This is a genomic window from Bacillus sp. RHFS10, from assembly GCF_016757475.1.
Lineage (GTDB): Bacteria > Bacillota > Bacilli > Bacillales > Bacillaceae > Bacillus > Bacillus subtilis_G.
Genome location: NZ_JAESPO010000004.1, coordinates 327975 through 348257, shown reverse-complemented (window position 1 = coordinate 348257; position 20283 = coordinate 327975). Strand labels below are relative to the sequence as shown.

At 44.0% G+C, this 20283-nt stretch carries 19 protein-coding genes, 17 tRNA genes, 2 rRNA genes and 1 riboswitch; of the genes, 33 read left to right on the top strand and 5 right to left on the bottom strand.

The window, feature by feature from the left end:
* From JMN17_RS16270 to JMN17_RS16185, 18 genes are all read left to right on the top strand, one after another.
* Positions 1–111 (top strand): 23S ribosomal RNA (locus JMN17_RS16270); the annotation flags it as partial.
* A gap of 111 nt (positions 112–222) precedes the next feature.
* Positions 223–338 (top strand): 5S ribosomal RNA (gene rrf, locus JMN17_RS16265).
* Positions 339–346: 8 nt separating this feature from the next.
* Positions 347–421, top strand: a tRNA-Asn gene (locus JMN17_RS16260).
* 5 nt (positions 422–426) lie between these two features.
* Positions 427–518, top strand: a tRNA-Ser gene (locus tag JMN17_RS16255).
* Between the two features lie 34 nt (positions 519–552).
* Positions 553–624 (top strand) — tRNA-Glu (locus JMN17_RS16250).
* A gap of 9 nt (positions 625–633) precedes the next feature.
* Positions 634–709, top strand: a tRNA-Val gene (locus tag JMN17_RS16245).
* A 7-nt stretch (positions 710–716) separates the two neighbouring features.
* A tRNA-Met gene (locus tag JMN17_RS16240) sits at positions 717–793 on the top strand.
* Positions 794–854: 61 nt separating this feature from the next.
* Positions 855–931: transfer RNA gene (locus tag JMN17_RS16235), tRNA-Asp, on the top strand.
* A gap of 12 nt (positions 932–943) precedes the next feature.
* Positions 944–1019, top strand: a tRNA-Phe gene (locus JMN17_RS16230).
* A 5-nt stretch (positions 1020–1024) separates the two neighbouring features.
* Positions 1025–1097: transfer RNA gene (locus tag JMN17_RS16225), tRNA-Thr, on the top strand.
* 21 nt (positions 1098–1118) lie between these two features.
* Positions 1119–1203: transfer RNA gene (locus JMN17_RS16220), tRNA-Tyr, on the top strand.
* A gap of 7 nt (positions 1204–1210) precedes the next feature.
* Positions 1211–1284 (top strand) — tRNA-Trp (locus JMN17_RS16215).
* 24 nt (positions 1285–1308) lie between these two features.
* Positions 1309–1384, top strand: a tRNA-His gene (locus JMN17_RS16210).
* 9 nt (positions 1385–1393) lie between these two features.
* Positions 1394–1465, top strand: a tRNA-Gln gene (locus JMN17_RS16205).
* Between the two features lie 49 nt (positions 1466–1514).
* Positions 1515–1589: transfer RNA gene (locus JMN17_RS16200), tRNA-Gly, on the top strand.
* Positions 1590–1594: 5 nt separating this feature from the next.
* Positions 1595–1665, top strand: a tRNA-Cys gene (locus tag JMN17_RS16195).
* Between the two features lie 7 nt (positions 1666–1672).
* Positions 1673–1761, top strand: a tRNA-Leu gene (locus JMN17_RS16190).
* 277 nt (positions 1762–2038) lie between these two features.
* A tRNA-Leu gene (locus tag JMN17_RS16185) sits at positions 2039–2120 on the top strand.
* 51 nt (positions 2121–2171) lie between these two features.
* Here JMN17_RS16185 and spo0M read toward each other — a convergent pair.
* The gene (gene spo0M / locus JMN17_RS16180) at positions 2172–2948 is read right to left on the bottom strand and encodes a sporulation control protein Spo0M (protein ID WP_202328534.1); all 777 of its coding nucleotides are present in this window, start codon (positions 2946–2948) and stop codon (positions 2172–2174) included.
* A gap of 144 nt (positions 2949–3092) precedes the next feature.
* Between spo0M and JMN17_RS16175 the strand changes: the two genes are divergently transcribed.
* The 3 genes from JMN17_RS16175 to thiC all read left to right on the top strand — a co-directional run bounded on the left by JMN17_RS16175 (position 3093) and on the right by thiC (position 6356).
* Complete coding sequence (locus JMN17_RS16175; protein ID WP_087993699.1) at positions 3093–3290, top strand: hypothetical protein; 198 nt, start codon at positions 3093–3095, stop codon at positions 3288–3290.
* Between the two features lie 293 nt (positions 3291–3583).
* Positions 3584–4285: a Type 1 glutamine amidotransferase-like domain-containing protein gene (locus tag JMN17_RS16170; RefSeq protein WP_202328533.1), complete on the top strand. Its 702-nt coding sequence runs from the start codon at positions 3584–3586 to the stop codon at positions 4283–4285.
* A gap of 59 nt (positions 4286–4344) precedes the next feature.
* A riboswitch (TPP riboswitch) is annotated at positions 4345–4452 on the top strand.
* A 131-nt stretch (positions 4453–4583) separates the two neighbouring features.
* Positions 4584–6356, top strand: coding sequence for a phosphomethylpyrimidine synthase ThiC (gene thiC, locus JMN17_RS16165; protein WP_202328532.1), 1773 nt, complete (start codon positions 4584–4586; stop codon positions 6354–6356).
* 236 nt (positions 6357–6592) lie between these two features.
* On the opposite strand, the gene katA is transcribed toward thiC, so the two are convergent.
* Positions 6593–8044, bottom strand: coding sequence for a catalase KatA (gene katA / locus JMN17_RS16160; RefSeq protein WP_202328531.1), 1452 nt, complete (start codon positions 8042–8044; stop codon positions 6593–6595).
* Between the two features lie 470 nt (positions 8045–8514).
* Between katA and JMN17_RS16155 the strand changes: the two genes are divergently transcribed.
* Entirely contained in the window at positions 8515–9051 is a 537-nt protein-coding gene (locus JMN17_RS16155) for a hypothetical protein (protein ID WP_202328537.1), read from the top strand.
* 113 nt (positions 9052–9164) lie between these two features.
* Complete coding sequence (gene rpsN / locus JMN17_RS16150) at positions 9165–9434, top strand: 30S ribosomal protein S14 (RefSeq protein WP_061188229.1); 270 nt, start codon at positions 9165–9167, stop codon at positions 9432–9434.
* Between the two features lie 17 nt (positions 9435–9451).
* On the opposite strand, the gene JMN17_RS16145 is transcribed toward rpsN, so the two are convergent.
* Positions 9452–9925: a hypothetical protein gene (locus tag JMN17_RS16145; RefSeq protein ID WP_087993702.1), complete on the bottom strand. Its 474-nt coding sequence runs from the start codon at positions 9923–9925 to the stop codon at positions 9452–9454.
* A gap of 1 nt (position 9926) precedes the next feature.
* On the bottom strand, positions 9927–10127 hold the full coding sequence (locus tag JMN17_RS16140) for a helix-turn-helix transcriptional regulator (protein WP_087993737.1): 201 nt from the start codon (positions 10125–10127) through the stop codon (positions 9927–9929).
* Between the two features lie 193 nt (positions 10128–10320).
* Here JMN17_RS16140 and JMN17_RS16135 point away from each other — a divergent pair.
* Positions 10321–10394, top strand: a tRNA-Gly gene (locus JMN17_RS16135).
* Between the two features lie 90 nt (positions 10395–10484).
* Here JMN17_RS16135 and JMN17_RS16130 read toward each other — a convergent pair.
* Complete coding sequence (locus tag JMN17_RS16130; RefSeq protein ID WP_087993703.1) at positions 10485–11108, bottom strand: B3/B4 domain-containing protein; 624 nt, start codon at positions 11106–11108, stop codon at positions 10485–10487.
* An 82-nt stretch (positions 11109–11190) separates the two neighbouring features.
* Between JMN17_RS16130 and queG the strand changes: the two genes are divergently transcribed.
* The 9 genes from queG (at position 11191) to JMN17_RS16085 (ending at position 20278) form a co-directional block, all read left to right on the top strand.
* The gene (queG, locus tag JMN17_RS16125; protein WP_087993704.1) at positions 11191–12351 is read left to right on the top strand and encodes a tRNA epoxyqueuosine(34) reductase QueG; all 1161 of its coding nucleotides are present in this window, start codon (positions 11191–11193) and stop codon (positions 12349–12351) included.
* A 67-nt stretch (positions 12352–12418) separates the two neighbouring features.
* A complete protein-coding gene (locus JMN17_RS16120) occupies positions 12419–13348 on the top strand; it encodes an amidase domain-containing protein (RefSeq protein ID WP_087993705.1) in 930 nt (309 codons plus the stop codon).
* 37 nt (positions 13349–13385) lie between these two features.
* Positions 13386–13868 (top strand): tRNA (uridine(34)/cytosine(34)/5-carboxymethylaminomethyluridine(34)-2'-O)-methyltransferase TrmL, encoded by a 483-nt coding sequence (gene trmL, locus JMN17_RS16115; RefSeq protein ID WP_087993706.1) that lies wholly within the window; start codon positions 13386–13388, stop codon positions 13866–13868.
* A gap of 124 nt (positions 13869–13992) precedes the next feature.
* Entirely contained in the window at positions 13993–14634 is a 642-nt protein-coding gene (locus JMN17_RS16110) for a YhbD family protein (RefSeq protein WP_176365314.1), read from the top strand.
* Positions 14625–15338, top strand: coding sequence for a bactofilin family protein (locus JMN17_RS16105; RefSeq protein WP_087993707.1), 714 nt, complete (start codon positions 14625–14627; stop codon positions 15336–15338). The genes JMN17_RS16110 and JMN17_RS16105 overlap by 10 nt, the downstream gene beginning before the upstream one ends.
* A gap of 11 nt (positions 15339–15349) precedes the next feature.
* A complete protein-coding gene (locus JMN17_RS16100) occupies positions 15350–16057 on the top strand; it encodes a hypothetical protein (RefSeq protein ID WP_087993708.1) in 708 nt (235 codons plus the stop codon).
* A gap of 350 nt (positions 16058–16407) precedes the next feature.
* Positions 16408–18303: a serine/threonine protein kinase PrkA gene (gene prkA / locus JMN17_RS16095; protein ID WP_148964361.1), complete on the top strand. Its 1896-nt coding sequence runs from the start codon at positions 16408–16410 to the stop codon at positions 18301–18303.
* Positions 18304–18481: 178 nt separating this feature from the next.
* Entirely contained in the window at positions 18482–19660 is a 1179-nt protein-coding gene (gene yhbH, locus JMN17_RS16090) for a sporulation protein YhbH (protein ID WP_202328530.1), read from the top strand.
* Between the two features lie 159 nt (positions 19661–19819).
* Positions 19820–20278: a MarR family transcriptional regulator gene (locus tag JMN17_RS16085; protein WP_087993711.1), complete on the top strand. Its 459-nt coding sequence runs from the start codon at positions 19820–19822 to the stop codon at positions 20276–20278.
* Positions 20279–20283 lie beyond the last annotated feature (5 nt).

Below are 20283 nucleotides of genomic sequence, written 5' to 3'. Positions count from 1 at the left end.
CATTCCGCAAGGAAGTAAGATCCCTGAAAGATGATCAGGTTGATAGGTCTGAGGTGGAAGTGTGGCGACACATGGAGCTGACAGATACTAATCGATCGAGGACTTAACCACATTTTGAATGATGTCATATCTGTTACCTAGTTTTGAGAGAATAAGTTTTTTTAAAAAAACACTTGATTTTCTCAAGAATACATAGTATAATATTAAATGTCACTGAAATTGTCTGGTGATGATGGCGAAGAGGTCACACCCGTTCCCATACCGAACACGGAAGTTAAGCTCTTCAGCGCCGATGGTAGTCGGGGGTTTCCCCCTGTGAGAGTAGGCCATCGCCAGGCAGATTTATTCCGCAGTAGCTCAGTGGTAGAGCTATCGGCTGTTAACCGATCGGTCGTAGGTTCGAATCCTACCTGCGGAGCCATCATTGGAGAGCTGTCCGAGTGGTCGAAGGAGCACGATTGGAAATCGTGTAGGCGGTCAACTCCGTCTCAAGGGTTCGAATCCCTTGCTCTCCGCCACTGATACTTATACATAATTATAATTGAAAGTCTGGGCCCGTTGGTCAAGCGGTTAAGACACCGCCCTTTCACGGCGGTAACACGGGTTCGAATCCCGTACGGGTCATTATATGATGGAGGATTAGCTCAGCTGGGAGAGCATCTGCCTTACAAGCAGAGGGTCGGCGGTTCGAGCCCGTCATCCTCCACCATTATCATCGCGGGGTGGAGCAGTTCGGTAGCTCGTCGGGCTCATAACCCGAAGGTCGCAGGTTCAAATCCTGCCCCCGCAACCAAATTATACGAATGAAATAAGGAGTGCCCGAAGGGTGCAACCAAAATAATTCATTTCAATATGGTCCGGTAGTTCAGTTGGTTAGAATGCCTGCCTGTCACGCAGGAGGTCGCGGGTTCGAGTCCCGTCCGGACCGCCATTTAAATAATAAGGCTCGGTAGCTCAGTTGGTAGAGCAACGGACTGAAAATCCGTGTGTCGGCGGTTCGATTCCGTCCCGAGCCACCACTTATGCCGGTGTAGCTCAATTGGTAGAGCAACTGACTTGTAATCAGTAGGTTGGGGGTTCAAGTCCTCTTGCCGGCACTGTTTTTCAAAACTTAATGTGGAGGGGTAGCGAAGTGGCTAAACGCGGCGGACTGTAAATCCGCTCCCTCAGGGTTCGGCAGTTCGAATCTGCCCCCCTCCACCATTTTTATAGGGGCATAGTTTAACGGTAGAACAGAGGTCTCCAAAACCTCCGGTGTGGGTTCGATTCCTACTGCCCCTGCCAAATTTATGACATCTTGAGATTATGGCGGTTGTGGCGAAGTGGTTAACGCACCAGATTGTGGCTCTGGCACTCGTGGGTTCGATTCCCATCAATCGCCCCATATTATCATTGGGCTATAGCCAAGCGGTAAGGCAACGGACTTTGACTCCGTCATGCGTTGGTTCGAATCCAGCTAGCCCAGTCTCACTTTTTTATATCAATTGCATATCATGTATTAAGTCCCTTAAGATGCGGAAGTAGTTCAGTGGTAGAACACCACCTTGCCAAGGTGGGGGTCGCGGGTTCGAATCCCGTCTTCCGCTCCAATTACGGCGGCATAGCCAAGTGGTAAGGCAGAGGTCTGCAAAACCTTTATCCCCGGTTCAAATCCGGGTGTCGCCTTTCTTTTGCCGGGGTGGTGGAATTGGCAGACACACAGGACTTAAAATCCTGCGGTAGGTGACTACCGTGCCGGTTCAAGTCCGGCCCTCGGCACCAATTTTACTTACATGATAAGTCGAATTGGTGTTTTTGTTTTATCATTATAACTAATCATATTAATGATCTACTTGTGTAGATCATTTTTTTATTGCTTTGATTTATCATAAACAGAAGTTCTGATACATGATCATAAAGTTGCTTTACCATTATGTTTAGCCAAGTCTCTTAACACTTTTTTATTATTATCTTTCAAAAAAACTTTTTTGAAATACGTTGACACTTAATAAGATCCATGATATATTTATATTCGTCGGTTAGATACGACGTAAAACTTGCCGGTGTGGCGGAATTGGCAGACGCGCACGACTCAAAATCGTGTTCCTTCTGGAGTGCCGGTTCGACCCCGGCCACCGGTATACTGAAAAACCCGTTTCTTATGTAGAAACGGGTTTTTGTTTTTTAATAATTTATTCAGCGTATTGGTCTATGATCTCTTCTAACACCTCTTCAAGACCTTCTGCATCTTCAAGCTCTGATTGGCTGAAGCGGACACGTACGAGCTGTTCTCCGTCATTATACATCTCTTCCAGCCATCCTCGCAGTCCTCTTGCCCTGCGGTCGACTTCGAAAATGATTTCCAAACCGTCTTCGTCTAAAAGGAAAATGAGCTCTAATTCATCAAGCATCTGACGATAATATCCGGAAGTCGGAACGAACTCAAATTCTTGAACGAATGGAAGACGGCGCTGGAAGTAGGGCGCTTGTTCGCAGTCTGCTTCGTTCAGGCGGAAGCCCAGGTTTTCGATAGCTTCCAGGACATTTTTAATCCAAGGGTGCGCTTCAACGAAAATGCGGTCATGATCGGATTTATCGATACCGCCTTGAATGTCAAGGTCTGTCACCACGGCAACCTCTACTTTCCCTACAGTGATCGGCGTATCTAGAGGCAGAGTGAATGTGAACGGAAATTGTTGCCCATCTCCAGGCTGAATGGCAAATGAACCAGTGACCCGAAAAGAATGGATTGTAGCGGATTTACGGTGCTCTTCATCGTCTTTTACAATGACGTACCGTGTATTAAGCTGTAAGTCAATGTAGCGGATGTCCTGAGCGATTTTTCCGCCTTTGACATGGACAGATCCCCGTACTTCTTCTCCTGGATAATAGGCGTCTCTCTCTAAAATTGTATCTACTTTTGCAGCACCGATTCCGGCACTTGCTGCAAGCTTCTTAAAAAATGACATGTTAGATCTTCCCCTTTTTCTTTTTCTCAACAGATATACGTAAGAAGAAGGGAAAAAGATTCATTTGATTCGTACTTTTTTCCTATTATTCGTCCGTACTAGGGACAGACTAAGAATAATTTAAAGCAAAGGAGCGGAGTTGAAATGAATAAAGAAAGTCTGGTTGCTGATGAATTACATAGAATGTTTTTGGCTGGTGAACTGCAAATCACGGTAGAAGAGGATATAAACAATATTTCCGAAAGGCTTAGAAATGGTGATCTCAGTTTAGACTCATTAAGCGGTGAAGACGCATTTATAAAAGAAACGGTAAACGAGGCTTTACAAAGAGTGGAGCAATAAAAGGAAGAGACGGTGTCCCATAAATGAGACACCGTCTTTTTTTATGACTTTGTTACAGTTCTCTATGAAATGAACAACTGTAACTAATTGTTCATGCAACACTTTCTGAGTTCTGGGTTTGCGAGTTCTGTTACTGCGCAATTTTTATTTTATGCTGGTTTTGGTTGCTGTTAGGTTTGATTCGGGCTATAAATCATCGTTAGGAATTTTATGTTCTAGCTCTTTCTGATAAAAAAATATTTAGCCTTGTGTCATGCTATAATGAATAACAAATTTTGTCGGGGAGTGGGATGATGAAACAGATTATTGCGATGGGAGGGGGCGGTTTTTCGATGGAGCCGGAAAATTTGTCCCTCGATCGATATATCATGAATCAATCGGCACGGAAGACGCCTCGTATTTGTTTTTTGCCGACGGCAAGCGGTGATTCCCAAAACTATGTTCAGCGGTTTTATCATACATTTCAAACACTGGATTGTGTGGCGTCTCATTTATCCTTATTTAAGCCGCCGTCAACAGATTTAACTTCTTTTGTTATGGAAAAGGACGTGATTTATGTTGGCGGGGGGAATACGCGGAATATGCTTGTGCTATGGAAGGAGTGGGGGCTGGATCTTATTCTCAGAGAGGCGTGGAAGAACGGTGTGGTTCTAGCTGGATTAAGTGCCGGTGCGATCTGCTGGTTTGCAGAAGGGGTGACGGATTCAGCTGGACCGCTGACAAGTATGAAAAGTTTAGGTTTTTTGCAAAGAAGCTTTTGTCCTCATTATGACGGTGAGAAGGATCGGAGACCGATATACCATCAGCTGATATGTAACGAATTCTTGTGCGAGGGCTATGCGGCGGACGATGGAGCGGCTCTTCATTTCATAAATAATCGGCTATTTCAGACAGTGAGTTCAAGACCGGGTGCAAAGGCATATCGGGTAACGAGGGGTGAACATGAAATATTTGAAACCCCGCTGCCGGTTAAATATTTGGGGCGAATTAGCTGAATATTTTATATATTCCTCTTTTTTTTAGGTTGGTTTTATGTTAAGATGAGTCCGAAATCAATAGTTACTGGGGGTGCCCGTTTTCGGGCTGAGAGAGAAGGTAAGCTTCTTAACCCTTTGGACCTGATCTGGTTCGTACCAGCGTGGGGAAGTAGAGAAATTGTTTTTATTATTGTCGTGCTGGGCAATAATAAGTTTCTTTCTGACTTTAACCGGGTTCATTCATTTGAATCCGGTTTTTTGTGCTGGTTATGGGCTTGATTTTGTCCTTTCAAACGAAGAGAGGGGAAGATTAGTGATGCAAAACAATTCAGTGCAGCAAGCCAACATTTCCATTATGTCGAGTTTTTCGGGGAGCAAGAAAGTATACGTGGAAGGTTCTTCTGCGGACATCCAAGTGCCGATGAGGGAAATCGGCTTAAGTCCGACGACAGGATCGTTCGGCGAAGAGGAAAACGCGCCTGTGCGTGTCTATGATACAAGCGGACCTTATACGGATCCTGATGTGACCATTCATATTCAAGAAGGATTAAAGCCTCTCCGCCAAAAATGGATCAGTGAGCGCGGCGATGTCGAAGAATATGAGGGACGGGCGATCAAACCAGAAGATAACGGTTATAAAAAAGCAAATTCAAACGTGAGCTACCCAGGACTAAAGCGGAAACCGCTGCGGGCGAAAGCAGGTCAAAATGTCACACAAATGCATTATGCCAAAAAGGGGATCATTACACCTGAGATGGAGTTTATCGCAATCCGCGAGCATGTGTCTCCCGAATTTGTCAGAGATGAGGTAGCAAGCGGCCGGGCGATCATTCCTTCAAATATTAATCATCCTGAAAGCGAACCGATGATTATCGGCCGGAATTTTCATGTGAAGATTAATGCGAATATCGGGAATTCAGCGGTTACGTCATCTATAGAAGAAGAAGTGGAAAAAATGACGTGGGCCATTCGCTGGGGAGCGGATACGATGATGGATCTTTCTACCGGAAAAGACATTCATACGACGCGTGAATGGATTATCCGCAATTGCCCCGTGCCTGTGGGAACTGTTCCGATTTATCAGGCGCTTGAAAAGGTAAACGGCGTAGCGGAGGATTTAACGTGGGAGATTTACCGTGATACGCTGATCGAGCAGGCAGAGCAGGGGGTGGATTATTTTACGATTCACGCGGGTGTTTTGCTGCGGTATGTGCCGTTAACCGCTAAACGGACAACCGGAATCGTGTCACGCGGGGGAGCGATTATGGCACAGTGGTGTCTGGCTCATCATCAGGAAAGCTTTTTGTATACTCATTTTGAAGAAATCTGTGAAATCATGAAAGCGTATGATATTGCTTTCTCTCTTGGGGACGGGCTTCGCCCCGGATCAATCGCTGATGCCAATGACGAAGCGCAGTTTGCTGAATTGGAGACTCTCGGAGAATTGACGCAAATTGCCTGGAAGCATGATGTTCAGGTGATGATTGAGGGACCAGGGCATGTGCCGATGCATAAAATTAAAGAGAACGTCGATAAACAAATGGACATTTGTAAAGAAGCGCCTTTTTACACCTTGGGGCCGCTGACGACAGATATTGCGCCGGGCTATGACCATATTACTTCAGCGATCGGAGCGGCGATGATCGGCTGGTATGGAACAGCTATGCTTTGTTATGTAACGCCGAAGGAGCATTTGGGGCTGCCTAATCGTGATGATGTACGTGAAGGAGTCATTACATATAAAATTGCTGCGCATGCCGCTGACCTTGCCAAAGGGCATCCCGGAGCGCAAATAAGGGATGACGCTTTATCGAAAGCCCGCTTTGAATTCCGCTGGCGAGACCAGTTTCATCTATCTCTTGATCCGGAAAGAGCGCTTGAATACCATGATGAAACCTTGCCGGCAGAAGGAGCGAAAACCGCTCATTTCTGTTCAATGTGCGGTCCGAAGTTTTGCAGCATGAGAATTTCTCAGGATATTCGCGACTATGCGAAGGACAAAGAGCTTAGTGAATGGGATGCCATCGAAGAGGGGATGAAAGAAAAAGCCGAAGAATTTGTAAATCAAGGCAGCCAGCTTTACAAATAAAAGATTGCCAGCACTAATTTCAGCATTTCTGATCGGGGCACCGAAGGCTCTTATCTTTTAGATAAGGGCCTTTTTATGTATTAATGGGAATAAGATTTTGCCGTTTAAGCTCTGATTTTGAAAACAAACGAGAGGTTATGAAGTGCGATGCCAATGGAGGAAATTGATATGAAGCATACGAAGTGCGTAACTAAATAAAAAACCCGCTAATTGCACAGCGGGTTTTTGCATCTCTATTAAGCATCTTTTTTAATCGGCAATCCAAGGCCTTCAGCCACGCGTTTTCCGTATTCAGGATCGGCTTTGCAGAAATGCTCGATTTGACGAAGTTTGATTTCTTCTTTTTCTACCGGCTTCATGGCGTTTACGATGTTTTCAACAAGGCGGGCGCGCTCATCCTCGCTCATTAAACGATAGAGGTCACCGGCTTGTGTGTAGTGATCGTTGTGATCATAGCTTACGCTGTCAGCGATTCCTTCTACCGGATATGCTGCTTGTTTATCTTCAGGTGACTCTTTCGGGCCGCCGAAGCTGTTAGGCTCGTAATATACAGATCCGCCGCCGTTGTTATCAAAGCGCATTTGTCCGTCACGCTGATAATTGTTCACTTCGTTGCGTGCGCGGTTGATTGGCAGCGCTTGATGGTTTGCGCCAACACGGTAGCGGTGTGCATCATGATAAGCAAACAGCCGGCCTTGAAGCATTTTATCCGGAGAAACATCAATGCCAGGCACAAGTGTTCCAGGTGAGAATGTCGCTTGTTCTACTTCTGCAAAGTAGTTTTCCGGATTTCTGTCAAGCACCATACGCCCGACCTCGATTAACGGATAGTCTTTTTGAGACCAAACTTTTGTGACATCAAACGGATCGAAGCGATACGTATTTGCATCTTCTAAAGGCATGATTTGCACATATAGTTTCCATGCGGGGAAATCACCGTTTTCTATCGCGTTGAAAAGATCTTCTGTATGATAATCTGGGTTTTCACCGGCAATTTTTGCAGCGGTACTAACATCAAGGTTTTTCACGCCTTGTTCTGTTTTAAAGTGATATTTAATCCATACGCCTTCGCCTTCGGCATTGGTCCATTTGAATGTATGGCTTCCAAAGCCGTGCATGTGGCGAAGTGTCGCAGGAATCCCGCGGTCAGACATCAGAATCGACACTTGGTGAAGCGATTCTGGTGAAAGTGACCAGAAATCCCATACAGCTGTAGGGTTTTTCAAGTGTGTTTTTGGATCTCTTTTTTGTGTATGGATGAAATCAGGGAACTTAATCGCATCGCGGATAAAGAATACCGGTGTATTGTTACCGACGATGTCATAGTTTCCTTCTTCAGTATAAAATTTAACGGCAAATCCGCGCGGGTCGCGAACTGTGTCAGCCGAGCCAAGTTCACCGGCAACTGTTGAGAAACGGATGAACAACGGTGTGCGTTTGCCGACTTCAGAAAGGAAAGCGGCTTTCGTGTATTTTGTTACATCGTTTGTTACTTCAAAATATCCGTGAGCACCTGCTCCTTTGGCGTGAACAACACGCTCAGGAACACGTTCTCTGTTGAAATGGGCCAATTTTTCGAGTAAATGAACATCTTGGATTAAAGTTGGTCCGCGAGAACCAGCAGTCATTGAATTTTGGTTATCTCCAACCGGGGCGCCCCAGCTAGTTGTCAGTTTATTTGAACTCATGTGATCACCTCTTGGAATTTATAAGAACATAATATCATCTCTAAGTAAAAAGTCAATATTATTTTATAATCATTATAAAATAGTTATCTCTATTAATCGATATCTAGTATTGAAAATGATGATAACCCCCTGTCATAACAGGTTTTAAAACAATGAAAATTTGTGTGATAATGATTTTTTCTTTTCTATTTGCGAAACAAGCAGAGTAAGTGATAAACAGGCAGACAAAATCTCGCTTAAATAGAGTTGGTTTATGACCGGTATCCTCACTTAGAAAAGTGTTTATTTTGCAGACTTGGCTTTTGCTTCTGCCATTTGAAAATGAGCGAACGAGAAAGCTTTAGAACAAAAGGGGGATAAGGCGCCGGTTTAAGTAAAACACAGCCCTTGAACACATTGTATGATATGTAAAGAAGGGAGCTGATTTTCTGAAAACATTGATAAGCATAACAATCATTTGCCTGATTGCTATGCTGTCAGCATGCGAAGATACAAAACAAATGGAAATCAAAGAGGCGGATATGTCAGATCTCGAAAAAAATAGAATGAATGTTGCAGCCTCACAAACCTTCACTGCCGAGGTCGCAAATATCAGCGATAGTATTTCTGGAGCTGAAATGTATATAGAGCATTATCAAAATGGAAAGCTTTTTGAAACCATTGGACCGGTAAGTGCAGATTACTCGGAGGAAAAACCCGATTCATTACAATTTGTTTGCTTTGAGAATGAGGAGGGAGAAGGTAAGAATAAACTGAGCACCGTTCATTTTGGAATTGTGGATAAACAAGGAAATATTGCGGCTGATTCGTCGTTTCGGCGTGATGATAGCGCGGCACAGGAAGTGACTCAGAAGATTTCGTCGGCTGAACCGATTTCTTTCGAAAAACCTGTATTGATCGGCAGCAGTATTAAAGGGACTGACGAACCAATGCACACCTCTGAACACAAAAAAGAGCTCATTAAGCATCAAGATGCGCTACTGTATTATGTGGAATTGCATCATTAGAAACGGGCGGCTTCAGGCCGTCTGTTTTACAAAGCGGTATACTTGCTTTTTTGAATCGTGCGTGATACATTTTAAATCGTAATAATTTCGATTTAAAAAGGAGGCTATGTGACTTGGCTAAAAAATCAAAAGTGGCAAAAGAGTTAAAACGCCAGCAGCTTGTTGAACAATACGCTGATATTAGACGCGAGCTGAAAGAAAAAGGAGATTACGAGGCACTCAGCAAGCTGCCGAGAGATTCGGCACCGGGAAGGCTCCACAATCGCTGCATGGTAACAGGGCGCCCGAGAGGATATATGAGGAAGTTTAAAATGTCCAGAATCGCTTTCAGGGAGCTGGCTCATAAAGGCCAGATTCCCGGTGTGAAAAAAGCGAGCTGGTAAGAAAAAACTCCGGCCGATTACAGCGCGCCGGAGTTTTTTTCGTTTTTCTTGAAAGCGATGACGTAGGATAGGTGCTGGATGATCATGATGATAAACACAATAATAATTGGGAAAAACGGAATATGCGATTGAAAAAGCGGATAAAAAATGAGAAGAACCGCTGCGGCAGGAAGCGAGAAATAGACGGCGATATAAGACGCGCGGCATGCTTTTGCCGTCATCATCTGCTCTCTTTCATCCTGCTCTTCAAATTCATCAGGCAGGAGAAGCTGCTTTCGGGCAGGACGGCTTTTCTTATGCAAGTACATATAAACCGCAGCCGCCGCAATAAACAGAATAAAGGGAGTGAGGTTTAATTCAAACACCATCTCGCCGCTCTTTGTACGGGAAAAGGCCGCTATGCCTTCAGAGGCTTTAAAGTATGCAATCAGCGTCCAGCATGCAAGGCCAAACAAAACTAGTTGAAAAGCTGCTTTTGTTTTCATGCTCATCTTAGTATTCCTCCTCTAACCAAAAGACATCCTCCATTTTCATGGAGAAAGCTTTGCAGATTTTTAGTGCTAACAACAGTGAGGGAACATAGTCGCCTTTTTCGATAGCTGCCACCGTTTGTCTTGTGACGCCGACTGTTTCTCCGAGTTTTTCCTGAGAATAGCCCAAACGCGCCCTCAGCTCTTTCACTTTATTTTTCATCATGACGTCTGTCCCCTTCACAATCTCATTTGATTATATTGTATAGTATACTTAACATTATGTAAATGCGACTTAACAACTTTACAAAAAGAAAACATTTTTTCGACAAAATTTTTATACTCCCTTGACGAAAAATCAATAAACGTGTAATATAAAAAAAGTCAGAGCAATACTGTTACTGACTATCACAAATGCGGGTGTAGTTTAGTGGTAAAACCTCAGCCTTCCAAGCTGATGTCGTGAGTTCGATTCTCATCACCCGCTCCATACATACGTTATTAACGCAGTGTTTCGTTTCTTAGATAAACGAAGTATTGCGTTTTTTTATGTAAAAAAGAACACATTATCTGTGTTCTTTTACGTAAGCCAATGTACTGTATGGGCGCCGCCGTGAATTTGTTCAAACATTTTCGTTAATGATGATAAGAGTTTAACAGCGCTGCTTTTTTTTATGGATGGCAGGAAAAAGATGATTTGCAGCATGTTCTTGGTCTCGTTAGTAACGGGAAAGCGATTGACGCTGTTTTTGAAATCGCCAAATATGCCGTTTTTATCAGAGAATAGCATGATGTTTTCTTTTTCTCCCAATGAGATCCGGACTGGCTCATGAAGCTTGCCGGCATCATAAATCATAATGGGCAGAGAATATTTTAATGCGAAAAAATCAATGGTGTCATGGGCTGAATCCTTGCTTTCCAGGAATTGTTCTTTGGATATCGGGATCAGCATGTCCTCCATTGGAGTTGTTTCTCCCTCAAATGAAGGGGTAAGCTGTTTAAAAAGTTCTCGCCATTCCTTGACGAAGGGTTCATCGGATATTCCGCCGTCCGCATAATCAAAAAACAAGGATTCTTGAAATAGGCGAAGCCTGCCTTTCAGCATTTGCGGAGAGGAACCAACTTCGATATTCTCATAAATCACAGCCGCCGCGTGTAAGCCGGGCGCACGTTCAGTAATAACAGAATCAAGTTTGATATTCACAAGCATTCACTCCAGATACGGGATATCAACCTATTATAAACGCTGTATCGTTTTATCACAAAGAAAGGAGGCTGTGCAAAGCATGAACATTTATCAGCTCAAAGAAGAATTAATTGAATACGCGAAAAGTATTGGCGTGGACAAGATTGGTTTTACGACCGCTGATACTTTTGACAGTTTAAAAGACCGTTTGATTCTTCAAGAATCACTCGGCTACCTCTCCGGCTTTGAAGAGCCGGATATCGAGAAAAGGGTGACGCCGAAGCTGCTTTTGCCGAAAGCGAAATCAATTGTGGCGATTGCTCTCGCATATCCTTCTAGAATGAAGGATGCGCCGAGAAGCACGAGAACTGAGCGCAGGGGCATTTTTTGCAGAGCCTCCTGGGGCAAAGACTATCACGATGTGCTAAGGGAAAAGCTCGATCTGCTGGAGGAATTTCTGAGAAGCAAGCATGAGGATATCAGAACCAAGTCAATGGTCGATACAGGTGAATTATCTGATCGGGCGGTTGCGGAGCGTGCGGGTATCGGATTCAGCGCGAAAAACTGTATGATCACAACGCCTGAGTATGGTTCTTATGTGTATTTAGCGGAAATGATCACAAATATACCTTTTGAACCCGATGTGCCGATTGAAGACATGTGCGGCTCCTGCACGAAATGTCTGGACGCCTGCCCGACGGGAGCACTGGTCAATCCGGGACAGCTGAATGCGCAGCGCTGCATCTCTTTTCTGACCCAGACGAAAGGATTTTTGCCTGATGAATTCCGTACAAAGATCGGAAACCGTCTGTATGGGTGCGATACGTGCCAAACGGTGTGTCCTCTTAATAAAGGGAAGGACTTTCATCTTCATCCGGAAATGGAGCCTGATCCTGAGATTGCTAAGCCGTTATTGAAGCCGCTCTTAACCATCAGCAACCGGGAATTTAAGGAGAAATTCGGACATGTTTCAGGTTCTTGGCGCGGGAAGAAACCGATTCAGAGAAACGCCATTCTCGCCCTTGCCCATTTTAAAGATGCTTCCGCACTGCCTGAATTGACGGAACTGATGCATAAGGACCCGCGTCCTGTTATCAGAGGAACAGCTGCATGGGCGATCGGTAAAATCGGAGACCATGCATACGCGGAAGAGCTTGAAAAAGCGTTGGAAAAAGAGAAGGATGAAGAGGCAAATCAGGAAATTGAAAAAGGAATTGAGTTGCTAAAAGCTTCTGGCATGACTAAACAAGGCCTGTCCTGACATACGTATAGAACAGAAGGCAAAAACACTTGAGATGCATCCAAGTGTTTTTTCTCTATAACAAAGTATGGCGGGTGGGGTGAGCTTGAAGCACATATTAGAACAATTAGCGGAGGAGCGGCTGAGCTATTTGGTGAACGGGCATGCTATGAGACAGGAGTCTGAAGTCGGAGACCTAGAAGTCATGGAGCGAAAGAAGAAGCTTCTGGAAAAGCGTAAAGTTGATATCGTAAAAGCGAAAGCGAAGGCCGTCATCGGTCATGCGCGGATTGAGGATGACGGAACGACCTGCATGATGTATACCATCCATTATGAATACGTGTGTAAGGAGCAGGACGACAGCTTGTATATGGAAGAGCACATAGAGGAGCGGGTGGCTTTCCTTTATGATCACATTTTAATTAGTGATCAGGAAATTGAGAAAAAGCCGGCTGGATTTCATGAAGGGACCAGCATTATTGACTATTCTCAAGAGGAAAGAGAAGCGTTTGGCAGGGCATTTCAATACGATCGTCTCGGTGCTGTGCAATATGCCGAGAAATTTTGGAACAAGCGCAACCCGGCTTATAAAAATTTCAGCGATAACTGCACGAATTTTATTTCTCAGTGTCTTCATGCGGGAGACGCACCGATGCGCGGCCATCCAAACAGAGGGTCAGGCTGGTGGATGAAACAAAGTTCATGGAGCTACAGCTGGACGGTGGCTCATTCTATGAAAATGTTTTTGTCGAATTCAAAGGCCGGCCTGCGTGCGGTGCGGGTGAAATCAGCGGAAGAACTGGTGCCGGGTGATGTGATTTGCTATGACTTTGAAGGAGACGGCCGGTTTAATCATACAACGATTGTCGTGGCGAAGGACAAAGGCAATATGCCGCTTGTTAACGCCCAGTCGTATGACAGCCGGATGAGATTTTGGTCGTATGAGGATTCTACGGCATATACGCCGTCAATACGATATGCCTTTTTTCATATCGTTGATGATACGACAAAAGCATAATTAATGATATAATGATGGGCGGATAAGAAAAACAGAGGTGAACATTGTGGCATTACATGTCGTTTTATATCAACCAGAAATTCCCGCTAACACAGGGAATATTGCACGTACTTGTGCAGCAACCAATACAACGCTCCACCTGATTCGTCCGCTCGGCTTTTCAACAGATGATAAAATGCTGAAGCGTGCCGGGCTCGATTATTGGGAGTTTGTTAACGTTGTCTATCATGATTCGTTGGAAGAATTGTTTGAGGCATATCAAAAAGGCCAGTTTTTCTTTATTACGAAATTCGGTCAGCAGCCTCATACATCATTTGATTACACTGAGCTTGACGAAGATTATTTCTTCGTGTTCGGAAGAGAAACAAGCGGTTTGCCAAAGGATTTAATTCAAAATAATATGGACCGCTGCCTGCGTCTTCCGATGACAGAGCACGTCAGATCATTAAACCTGTCCAATACCGCGGCGATTCTTATTTATGAAGCATTGCGCCAGCAAAATTACCGTGATTTAAAATAGTGAAAAAACCCGCTCATCAATGATGGGCGGGTTTTTTATGTTATTAGGGATGCTTTGTTTTGTATTTGGGCTTAACAACGTAACAGTGTTATGTTACAATGAATCCATCGAAGGAGCTGGACCTATGGAAGAACAATTAATCTCTAAAAAAGAATTACTTGAAAAAACATCGATTTCTTACGGTCAACTGTATCGGTGGAAGCGGAAAAACTTAATTCCTGAGGAATGGTTTATTCGCAAGTCCACATTTACAGGGCAAGAGACGTTTTTTCCGAGAGAGGATATTTTAAAACGCATTTCAATGATTCAAAAGATGAAGGAAAATTTGTCACTGGATGAAATGAGGGAAATGCTGTCGCCGAAAATGAAGGATGTCAGCATGACCGCTGATGATTTGATTCATAAAGGTTTGATTTCAAGGACTGCTCTTGATGTCTTTTCAGAAGGCGGCGAGAATTCGGTTTTTTCTTCACGTGATCTGCTTTCGCTGTATGTGCTTGAAGGGCTGCTGCAGTCCGGAAATGTGAGCTTGGCAGAAGCGAAAATGGCTGCAGGGGTGTTAAAGCAGCATGATACTGAAGAGATCAAGAAACAGACGGAGCTGATTATGCTGCGGAAGCTCGGTGTCACAACTTGTTTTATAGCGGCCGCGGCGGACAGCATTCTATTTGAGTCATCCGTCAAGGTTGTGGAACGGGTAGATTTAGCTAAGGCGTCAGAGGAATTAAAAACAACATATATGCAGGAGGGCCATCAATGGATGTAATGGAAAAGCTGGTGATAAACGGATCAGGAAGTTCAAAGGGAGGAACGTTTCAATCAGTTGAGATTAACGGCAGCGGAACAGTGGCAGGGGACGTAGAGTGTGAGACTTTTTCTTTTAACGGAACTGGAAAAGCTGACGGCAGCGTCAAAGCGAAAGCGGTAACCATCAGCGGTTCAGGTAAGATACATGGAGACGTTGAAGCAGAATCTATTCGGATTAACGGAACAGGTTTAATTGAGGGAGAGGTATCTGCAAAACAATTGAATATCGCTGGATCATCGACATTTGGCGGTACAGTCAAGGCTGATGACATTGTCATTAGCGGAAAAGCAGTCATGGAAGCGGATTGTGAAACGGAAACCTTTCAATCGGAAGGGAAATGCAACATCAGCGGGCTCTTAAATGCTGACCAAGTGATTATAAAGCTTTCTGCCGGGGAAAGTAATGTGCGTGAAATTGGCTGCCGCCATCTTCAAGTGACTGGCAGAAAAGGGATGCTGACCTTGCTCAGACTGTTGCCGCAGCCTGTTTTAACGGCTGAACTGATTGAAGGGGACGTGATTGAGCTGACAAATACAAAGGCGAAAACCGTGCGAGGAAATAAAGTGAAAATCGGACCGAATTGCCAGATTGAAACCGTGGAATACAGCGGGGACTATACTTGTGATCCGAGCGCATCGGTAGAAACATGCACGAAGATGTGAGGAGGATCGTAATGGAGACAACAAAATTGGGAAATTTAAAATTATATGGCGCCGGTCACGCTGCAGGAGGCGCATATCACCATGTCAGCATCAAAGGAGAAGGTGTGGTCGGTGAAGGGCTGTCTGCCGCGGGCTGCCGCATATTCGGAACAGGATGTTTTCTCGGGAAAGCAGAGACTGATCGGCTGCGTGTGTATGGAGAAAGTGAGTTTAAAGGCGATCTGACAGCCGGCAGAATCAATGTATACGGCACAATGAAAGTAAGCGGTTCACTTCAATTTGATCGATTCAATCTGAAAGGTTTGACTGAAATTGGCGGGAATATGACTGGAGAATCGTGCGATGTGAAAGGGAAGCTTAGCGTCAAAGGCGATTGTGAAACAGAAATGTTCCATGTCACAGGCTGCGTTGATGTGTCAGGATTATTGAATGCGGGTGACATTAAGCTTGGATTGAGCCATGATGTAAGCTATGTGCGGGAAATCGGCGGAACAACAATAATAGTGAAAAGACGCGCGAGCTTTTTTAAACGGAAGAATACAAAACTGATTGCCAATGTCATAGAAGGAGATCAGGTTTATTTGGAGAATACCGAGGCGGCAGTTGTCAGGGGAAAAGAAGTGATCATCGGGCCGGGCTGCAGCATCGGAACAATTGAGTACAAAAACAAATACGAATGCGATCATCATTCAAAGGTTAAAGAAAAAATAAAACTGTAAAACACTGTTCTGTTATACAAAAAGGGTGCTCTTATGAGGAGCACCCTTTTTTTATTCTTTTCCCGGCTTGCTTTCGTACCCTGCGGTAAAAATTGATACTAAAAAAGTGACAATGACACCCATCATGATGATTGTATTCACCGTCTCTCCCCCTCTTCAATTTTTCCGTGCTGCCTGAGTCTGGATGATTCTGTTATTTCTTTATTATGAACGGTCGCGGTCTGCCTTGTCAACGCCCGTGTAAGCATCTTTATTTTAAGAAACCAAAGCATGTATCACGAGATGGCGGCATAGATTGTATCAAAGTACCTTATTTGCATAGCGCATCAAACATGATGGAGGAGGTCCTTATGGATATATTAAAGAAAATTGAACAGTACAGAGAGGAAGAGCAGCGGCTGAAATGGGAAGGAACATTCGCCGATTATTTGGAGATTATTAAAGAAAATCCAATGGTCGCGCAATCTGCTCATTCTCGTGTTTTTAATATGATAAAAGACAGCGGGATAGAGGAGGTCGACGGGCGGAAGAAGTACAGCTTTTTTGACCGTGAGCTGTTCGGGCTTGAGGAATCACTGGAGCGTCTTGTGGAAGAGTATTTTCATCCGGCCGCGAAAAGGCTTGATGTCAGAAAGCGGATTCTATTGCTGATGGGGCCTGTGAGCGGCGGTAAATCAACGCTGGTCACGATGCTTAAAAAAGGTCTCGAAGCGTACACGCTGACGGATAATGGTGCCGTATATGCGATTAAAGGCTGCCCGATGCACGAGGACCCTCTACATTTAATCCCCCATCATTTGCGAGATGACTTTTACAGAGAGTACGGCATAAGAATAGAAGGAAGTCTTTCTCCTTTAAATGTCATGAGGCTGGAGGAAGAGTACGGAGGAAGAATTGAGGATGTGAAGGTTGAGCGCATTTTCTTTTCAGAAGATAAGCGTACGGGAATCGGAACATTCAGCCCATCTGATCCGAAGTCTCAGGATATTGCCGATTTGACGGGAAGTATTGATTTCTCAACCATTGCCGAATACGGTTCAGAATCGGATCCGCGTGCTTATCGGTTTGACGGGGAGCTGAATAAAGCCAACCGCGGGATGATGGAGTTTCAGGAGATGCTGAAATGTGATGAGAAATTTCTCTGGCATTTGCTTTCATTGACACAGGAAGGGAATTTTAAAGCCGGGCGATTTGCGTTAATTTCTGCTGATGAGCTGATCGTGGCTCACACGAATGAAACGGAGTATCGCTCATTTATTTCTAATAAGAAGAATGAAGCCCTGCACTCAAGAATCATTGTGATGCCGGTTCCTTATAATTTGAAAGTGTCTGAGGAAGAGAGAATTTATGAAAAAATGATCGCCGAGAGCGATGTGTCGGATGTTCACATCGCCCCGCATACGTTGAAGGTCGCTGCAATGTTCTCGATTCTCACCCGATTAAAAGAGCCTAAAAGGTCAGATATTGATCTGGTTAAAAAAATGAGACTGTATGATGGAGAAAGTGTGGAAGGATATAATTCTGTCGACGTTGAGGACATGAAAAAAGAATATCATGATGAAGGCATGAGCGGCATTGATCCGCGGTACGTGATCAATCGGATTTCTTCAACGATTATCAGAAAAAATATGGAATCGATTAATTCACTTGATGTTCTACGTTCCTTAAAAGAAGGTCTTGATCAGCATCCTTCGATTTCAAGCGAGGACAGGGAGAGGTTTTTGAATTTTATTTCTGCCGCCCGCAAGGAATATGACGACATTGCGAAAAAGGAAGTTCAAAAAGCGTTTGTGTATTCATATGAAGAATCAGCAAAAACACTTATGGACAATTACCTTGATAACGTAGAGGCTTATTGCAATAAAAACAAGCTGCGTGATCCTTTGACAGGAGAAGAAATGAACCCTGACGAAAAGCTGATGAGATCAATCGAAGAGCAGATCGGCATTTCGGAAAACGCCAAAAAAGCGTTCCGTGAAGAAATCTTAATCCGCATCTCGGCCTATGCGAGAAAAGGAAAGCGGTTTGATTACAATTCTCATGAAAGACTGCGTGAAGCGATTCAGAAAAAGTTGTTTGCTGATCTGAAGGATGTCGTTAAAATTACGACTTCAACCAAAACGCCGGATGAGCAGCAGCTGAAAAAGGTAAATGAAGTCGTGGCCCGTTTAATTGATGAGCACGGCTACAACTCGACGAGCGCCAATGAGCTGCTGAAATATGTCGGCAGCCTGCTGAACCGATAAGCAACGTGACCCGTCCGAATAGGGCGGGTTATTCTGTCTCATTTTCTAAATAGTTTGTCAATTAACCGTGCTTTTGTGCATATGATGAATATAAATCTTTTCGAAGACTTGTTTCATAATCCCGCACAAGCAGGAATACGTATGTATCACGACCACAAATGGTTAAGGAGGGGAATTCATGTCCCAAAATGACAGCGGCCATTTTTTGATTTCTGAGGAAAACTGGTCCCTCCATCGCAAAGGCTTTGATGACCAGCAGCGTCACCAGAAAAAAGTGCAGGAAGCGATTAAAAACAATCTTCCGGACCTCGTGACTGAGGAAAGCATTATTATGTCCAACGGAAAAGATGTCGTGAAGATCCCGATCCGTTCACTGGATGAGTATAAAATTCGTTATAACTATGATAAAAATAAACACGTAGGCCAAGGAGAAGGCGACAGCCAGATTGGAGATGTCGTGGCCCGGGATGGATCAGACAAAAAACAGGGACCCGGAAAAGGGCAGGGCGCCGGTGACCAGGCAGGCGAAGATTATTATGAAGCAGAAGTTTCATTAATGGATTTAGAAGAAGCGCTTTTTAAGGAATTAGAACTCCCGAATCTCCAGCAAAAAGAGCGGGACAATATCATTCATACAGATATTGAGTTTAATGATATCCGTAAGACAGGGTTAACCGGTAATATAGATAAGAAAAGAACAATGATGTCAGCTTTTAAACGAAACGCGATGTCAGGAAAGCCGTCGTTCTATCCGATTTACCCGGAGGACTTGAAGTATAAGACATGGAATGACATAACAAAGCCCCAGTCAAAGGCTGTCGTCTTAGCGATGATGGATACAAGCGGCAGTATGGGTGTTTGGGAAAAATACATGGCCAGAAGCTTCTTTTTCTGGATGACCCGTTTTTTGCGGACGAAATATGAGACTGTAGAAATTGAATTTATTGCCCATCATACAGAAGCGAGAGTCGTTTCGGAAGAGGACTTTTTCTCAAAGGGAGAAAGCGGCGGAACAATCTGTTCTTCCGTATACCGAAAGTCGCTTGAGCTGATTGATGAAAAGTACAATCCCGCCCGCTATAATATTTACCCGTTTCATTTTTCTGACGGTGACAACCTGACATCTGATAACGCGCGCTGTGTGAAATTGGTCAATGATATTATGAAGAAAGCGAATCTTTTCTGCTACGGCGAAGTCAATCAGTACAACAGGCATTCAACGTTAATGTCTGCATACAAAAATGTGAAAGACGATAAATTTAAGTACTATATTTTAAAACAGAAGTCTGACGTTTTTCAGGCTTTGAAGAACTTTTTCAAAAATGAAGAATCTGGCGTGAGCCACCAATTTTCGTAAAGAAAAGCCCATTTAAGGGCTTTTTTTAATTTAATAAAAGTAAGAAAACGGTTGCGGAAAAAATACGAGAAAAAAAGATATTTTTCCTTTGACAAATCTCCTTTCATTTATTAATATTTTATCTTGTGAACTATTATTGAGGATTGAGGTGAAAAGGAGTTGACTGAATCAGAACGTGCTTTGCTCACTTTTGAACAGCTCTTCGATACGTCTCGGGCAATTTATAAAAAACAGAAGAAGATATTGGAGATTGTGCTTGAGCCTTTTGATATTACAGTCCTTCAATACTTGCTGATGTTTAAAATTCATCAAAGCGGGAGCACCCCGTTAAGCAAGCTGGCAATGTCGCTTGATCTTAAGCCTGCTTCTGTGACGCGGATGACGGATATTCTGTATAAGCGCCAATTGATGAATCGATATGACAGTCCTGATGACCGCCGTATCGTTATGATTCAGTTAACCGAAGAGGGGGAAGAACTGCTAGAAAAAGCCGCTGTACATTATGCGAAAATGGGGGCGGGTTTGTACCAAAAGCTTGATACATCCCAGCTTCAATATTTGCGTAAGCTTGCCGGAAGCTTAACGAAGATTGCTGAAGGCTGTTCAGAAAAGCGGTAATGAAA

Excerpts from the sequence above, each read along its gene's own strand:
- JMN17_RS16140 (WP_087993737.1), bottom strand. The coding sequence starts at position 10,127 with ATGAAAAATAAAGTGAAAGAGCTGAGGGCGCGTTTGGGCTATTCTCAG.
- JMN17_RS16145 (WP_087993702.1), bottom strand. The coding sequence starts at position 9,925 with ATGAGCATGAAAACAAAAGCAGCTTTTCAACTAGTTTTGTTTGGCCTT.
- prkA (WP_148964361.1), top strand. The coding sequence starts at position 16,408 with ATGGATATATTAAAGAAAATTGAACAGTACAGAGAGGAAGAGCAGCGG.
- thiC (WP_202328532.1), top strand. The coding sequence starts at position 4,584 with ATGCAAAACAATTCAGTGCAGCAAGCCAACATTTCCATTATGTCGAGT.
- spo0M (WP_202328534.1), bottom strand. The coding sequence starts at position 2,948 with ATGTCATTTTTTAAGAAGCTTGCAGCAAGTGCCGGAATCGGTGCTGCA.
- yhbH (WP_202328530.1), top strand. The coding sequence starts at position 18,482 with ATGTCCCAAAATGACAGCGGCCATTTTTTGATTTCTGAGGAAAACTGG.
- JMN17_RS16100 (WP_087993708.1), top strand. The coding sequence starts at position 15,350 with ATGGAGACAACAAAATTGGGAAATTTAAAATTATATGGCGCCGGTCAC.
- katA (WP_202328531.1), bottom strand. The coding sequence starts at position 8,044 with ATGAGTTCAAATAAACTGACAACTAGCTGGGGCGCCCCGGTTGGAGAT.
- JMN17_RS16105 (WP_087993707.1), top strand. The coding sequence starts at position 14,625 with ATGGATGTAATGGAAAAGCTGGTGATAAACGGATCAGGAAGTTCAAAG.
- JMN17_RS16110 (WP_176365314.1), top strand. The coding sequence starts at position 13,993 with ATGGAAGAACAATTAATCTCTAAAAAAGAATTACTTGAAAAAACATCG.
- JMN17_RS16175 (WP_087993699.1), top strand. The coding sequence starts at position 3,093 with ATGAATAAAGAAAGTCTGGTTGCTGATGAATTACATAGAATGTTTTTG.
- JMN17_RS16155 (WP_202328537.1), top strand. The coding sequence starts at position 8,515 with ATGCTGTCAGCATGCGAAGATACAAAACAAATGGAAATCAAAGAGGCG.
- JMN17_RS16120 (WP_087993705.1), top strand. The coding sequence starts at position 12,419 with ATGGCGGGTGGGGTGAGCTTGAAGCACATATTAGAACAATTAGCGGAG.
- queG (WP_087993704.1), top strand. The coding sequence starts at position 11,191 with ATGAACATTTATCAGCTCAAAGAAGAATTAATTGAATACGCGAAAAGT.
- JMN17_RS16170 (WP_202328533.1), top strand. The coding sequence starts at position 3,584 with ATGAAACAGATTATTGCGATGGGAGGGGGCGGTTTTTCGATGGAGCCG.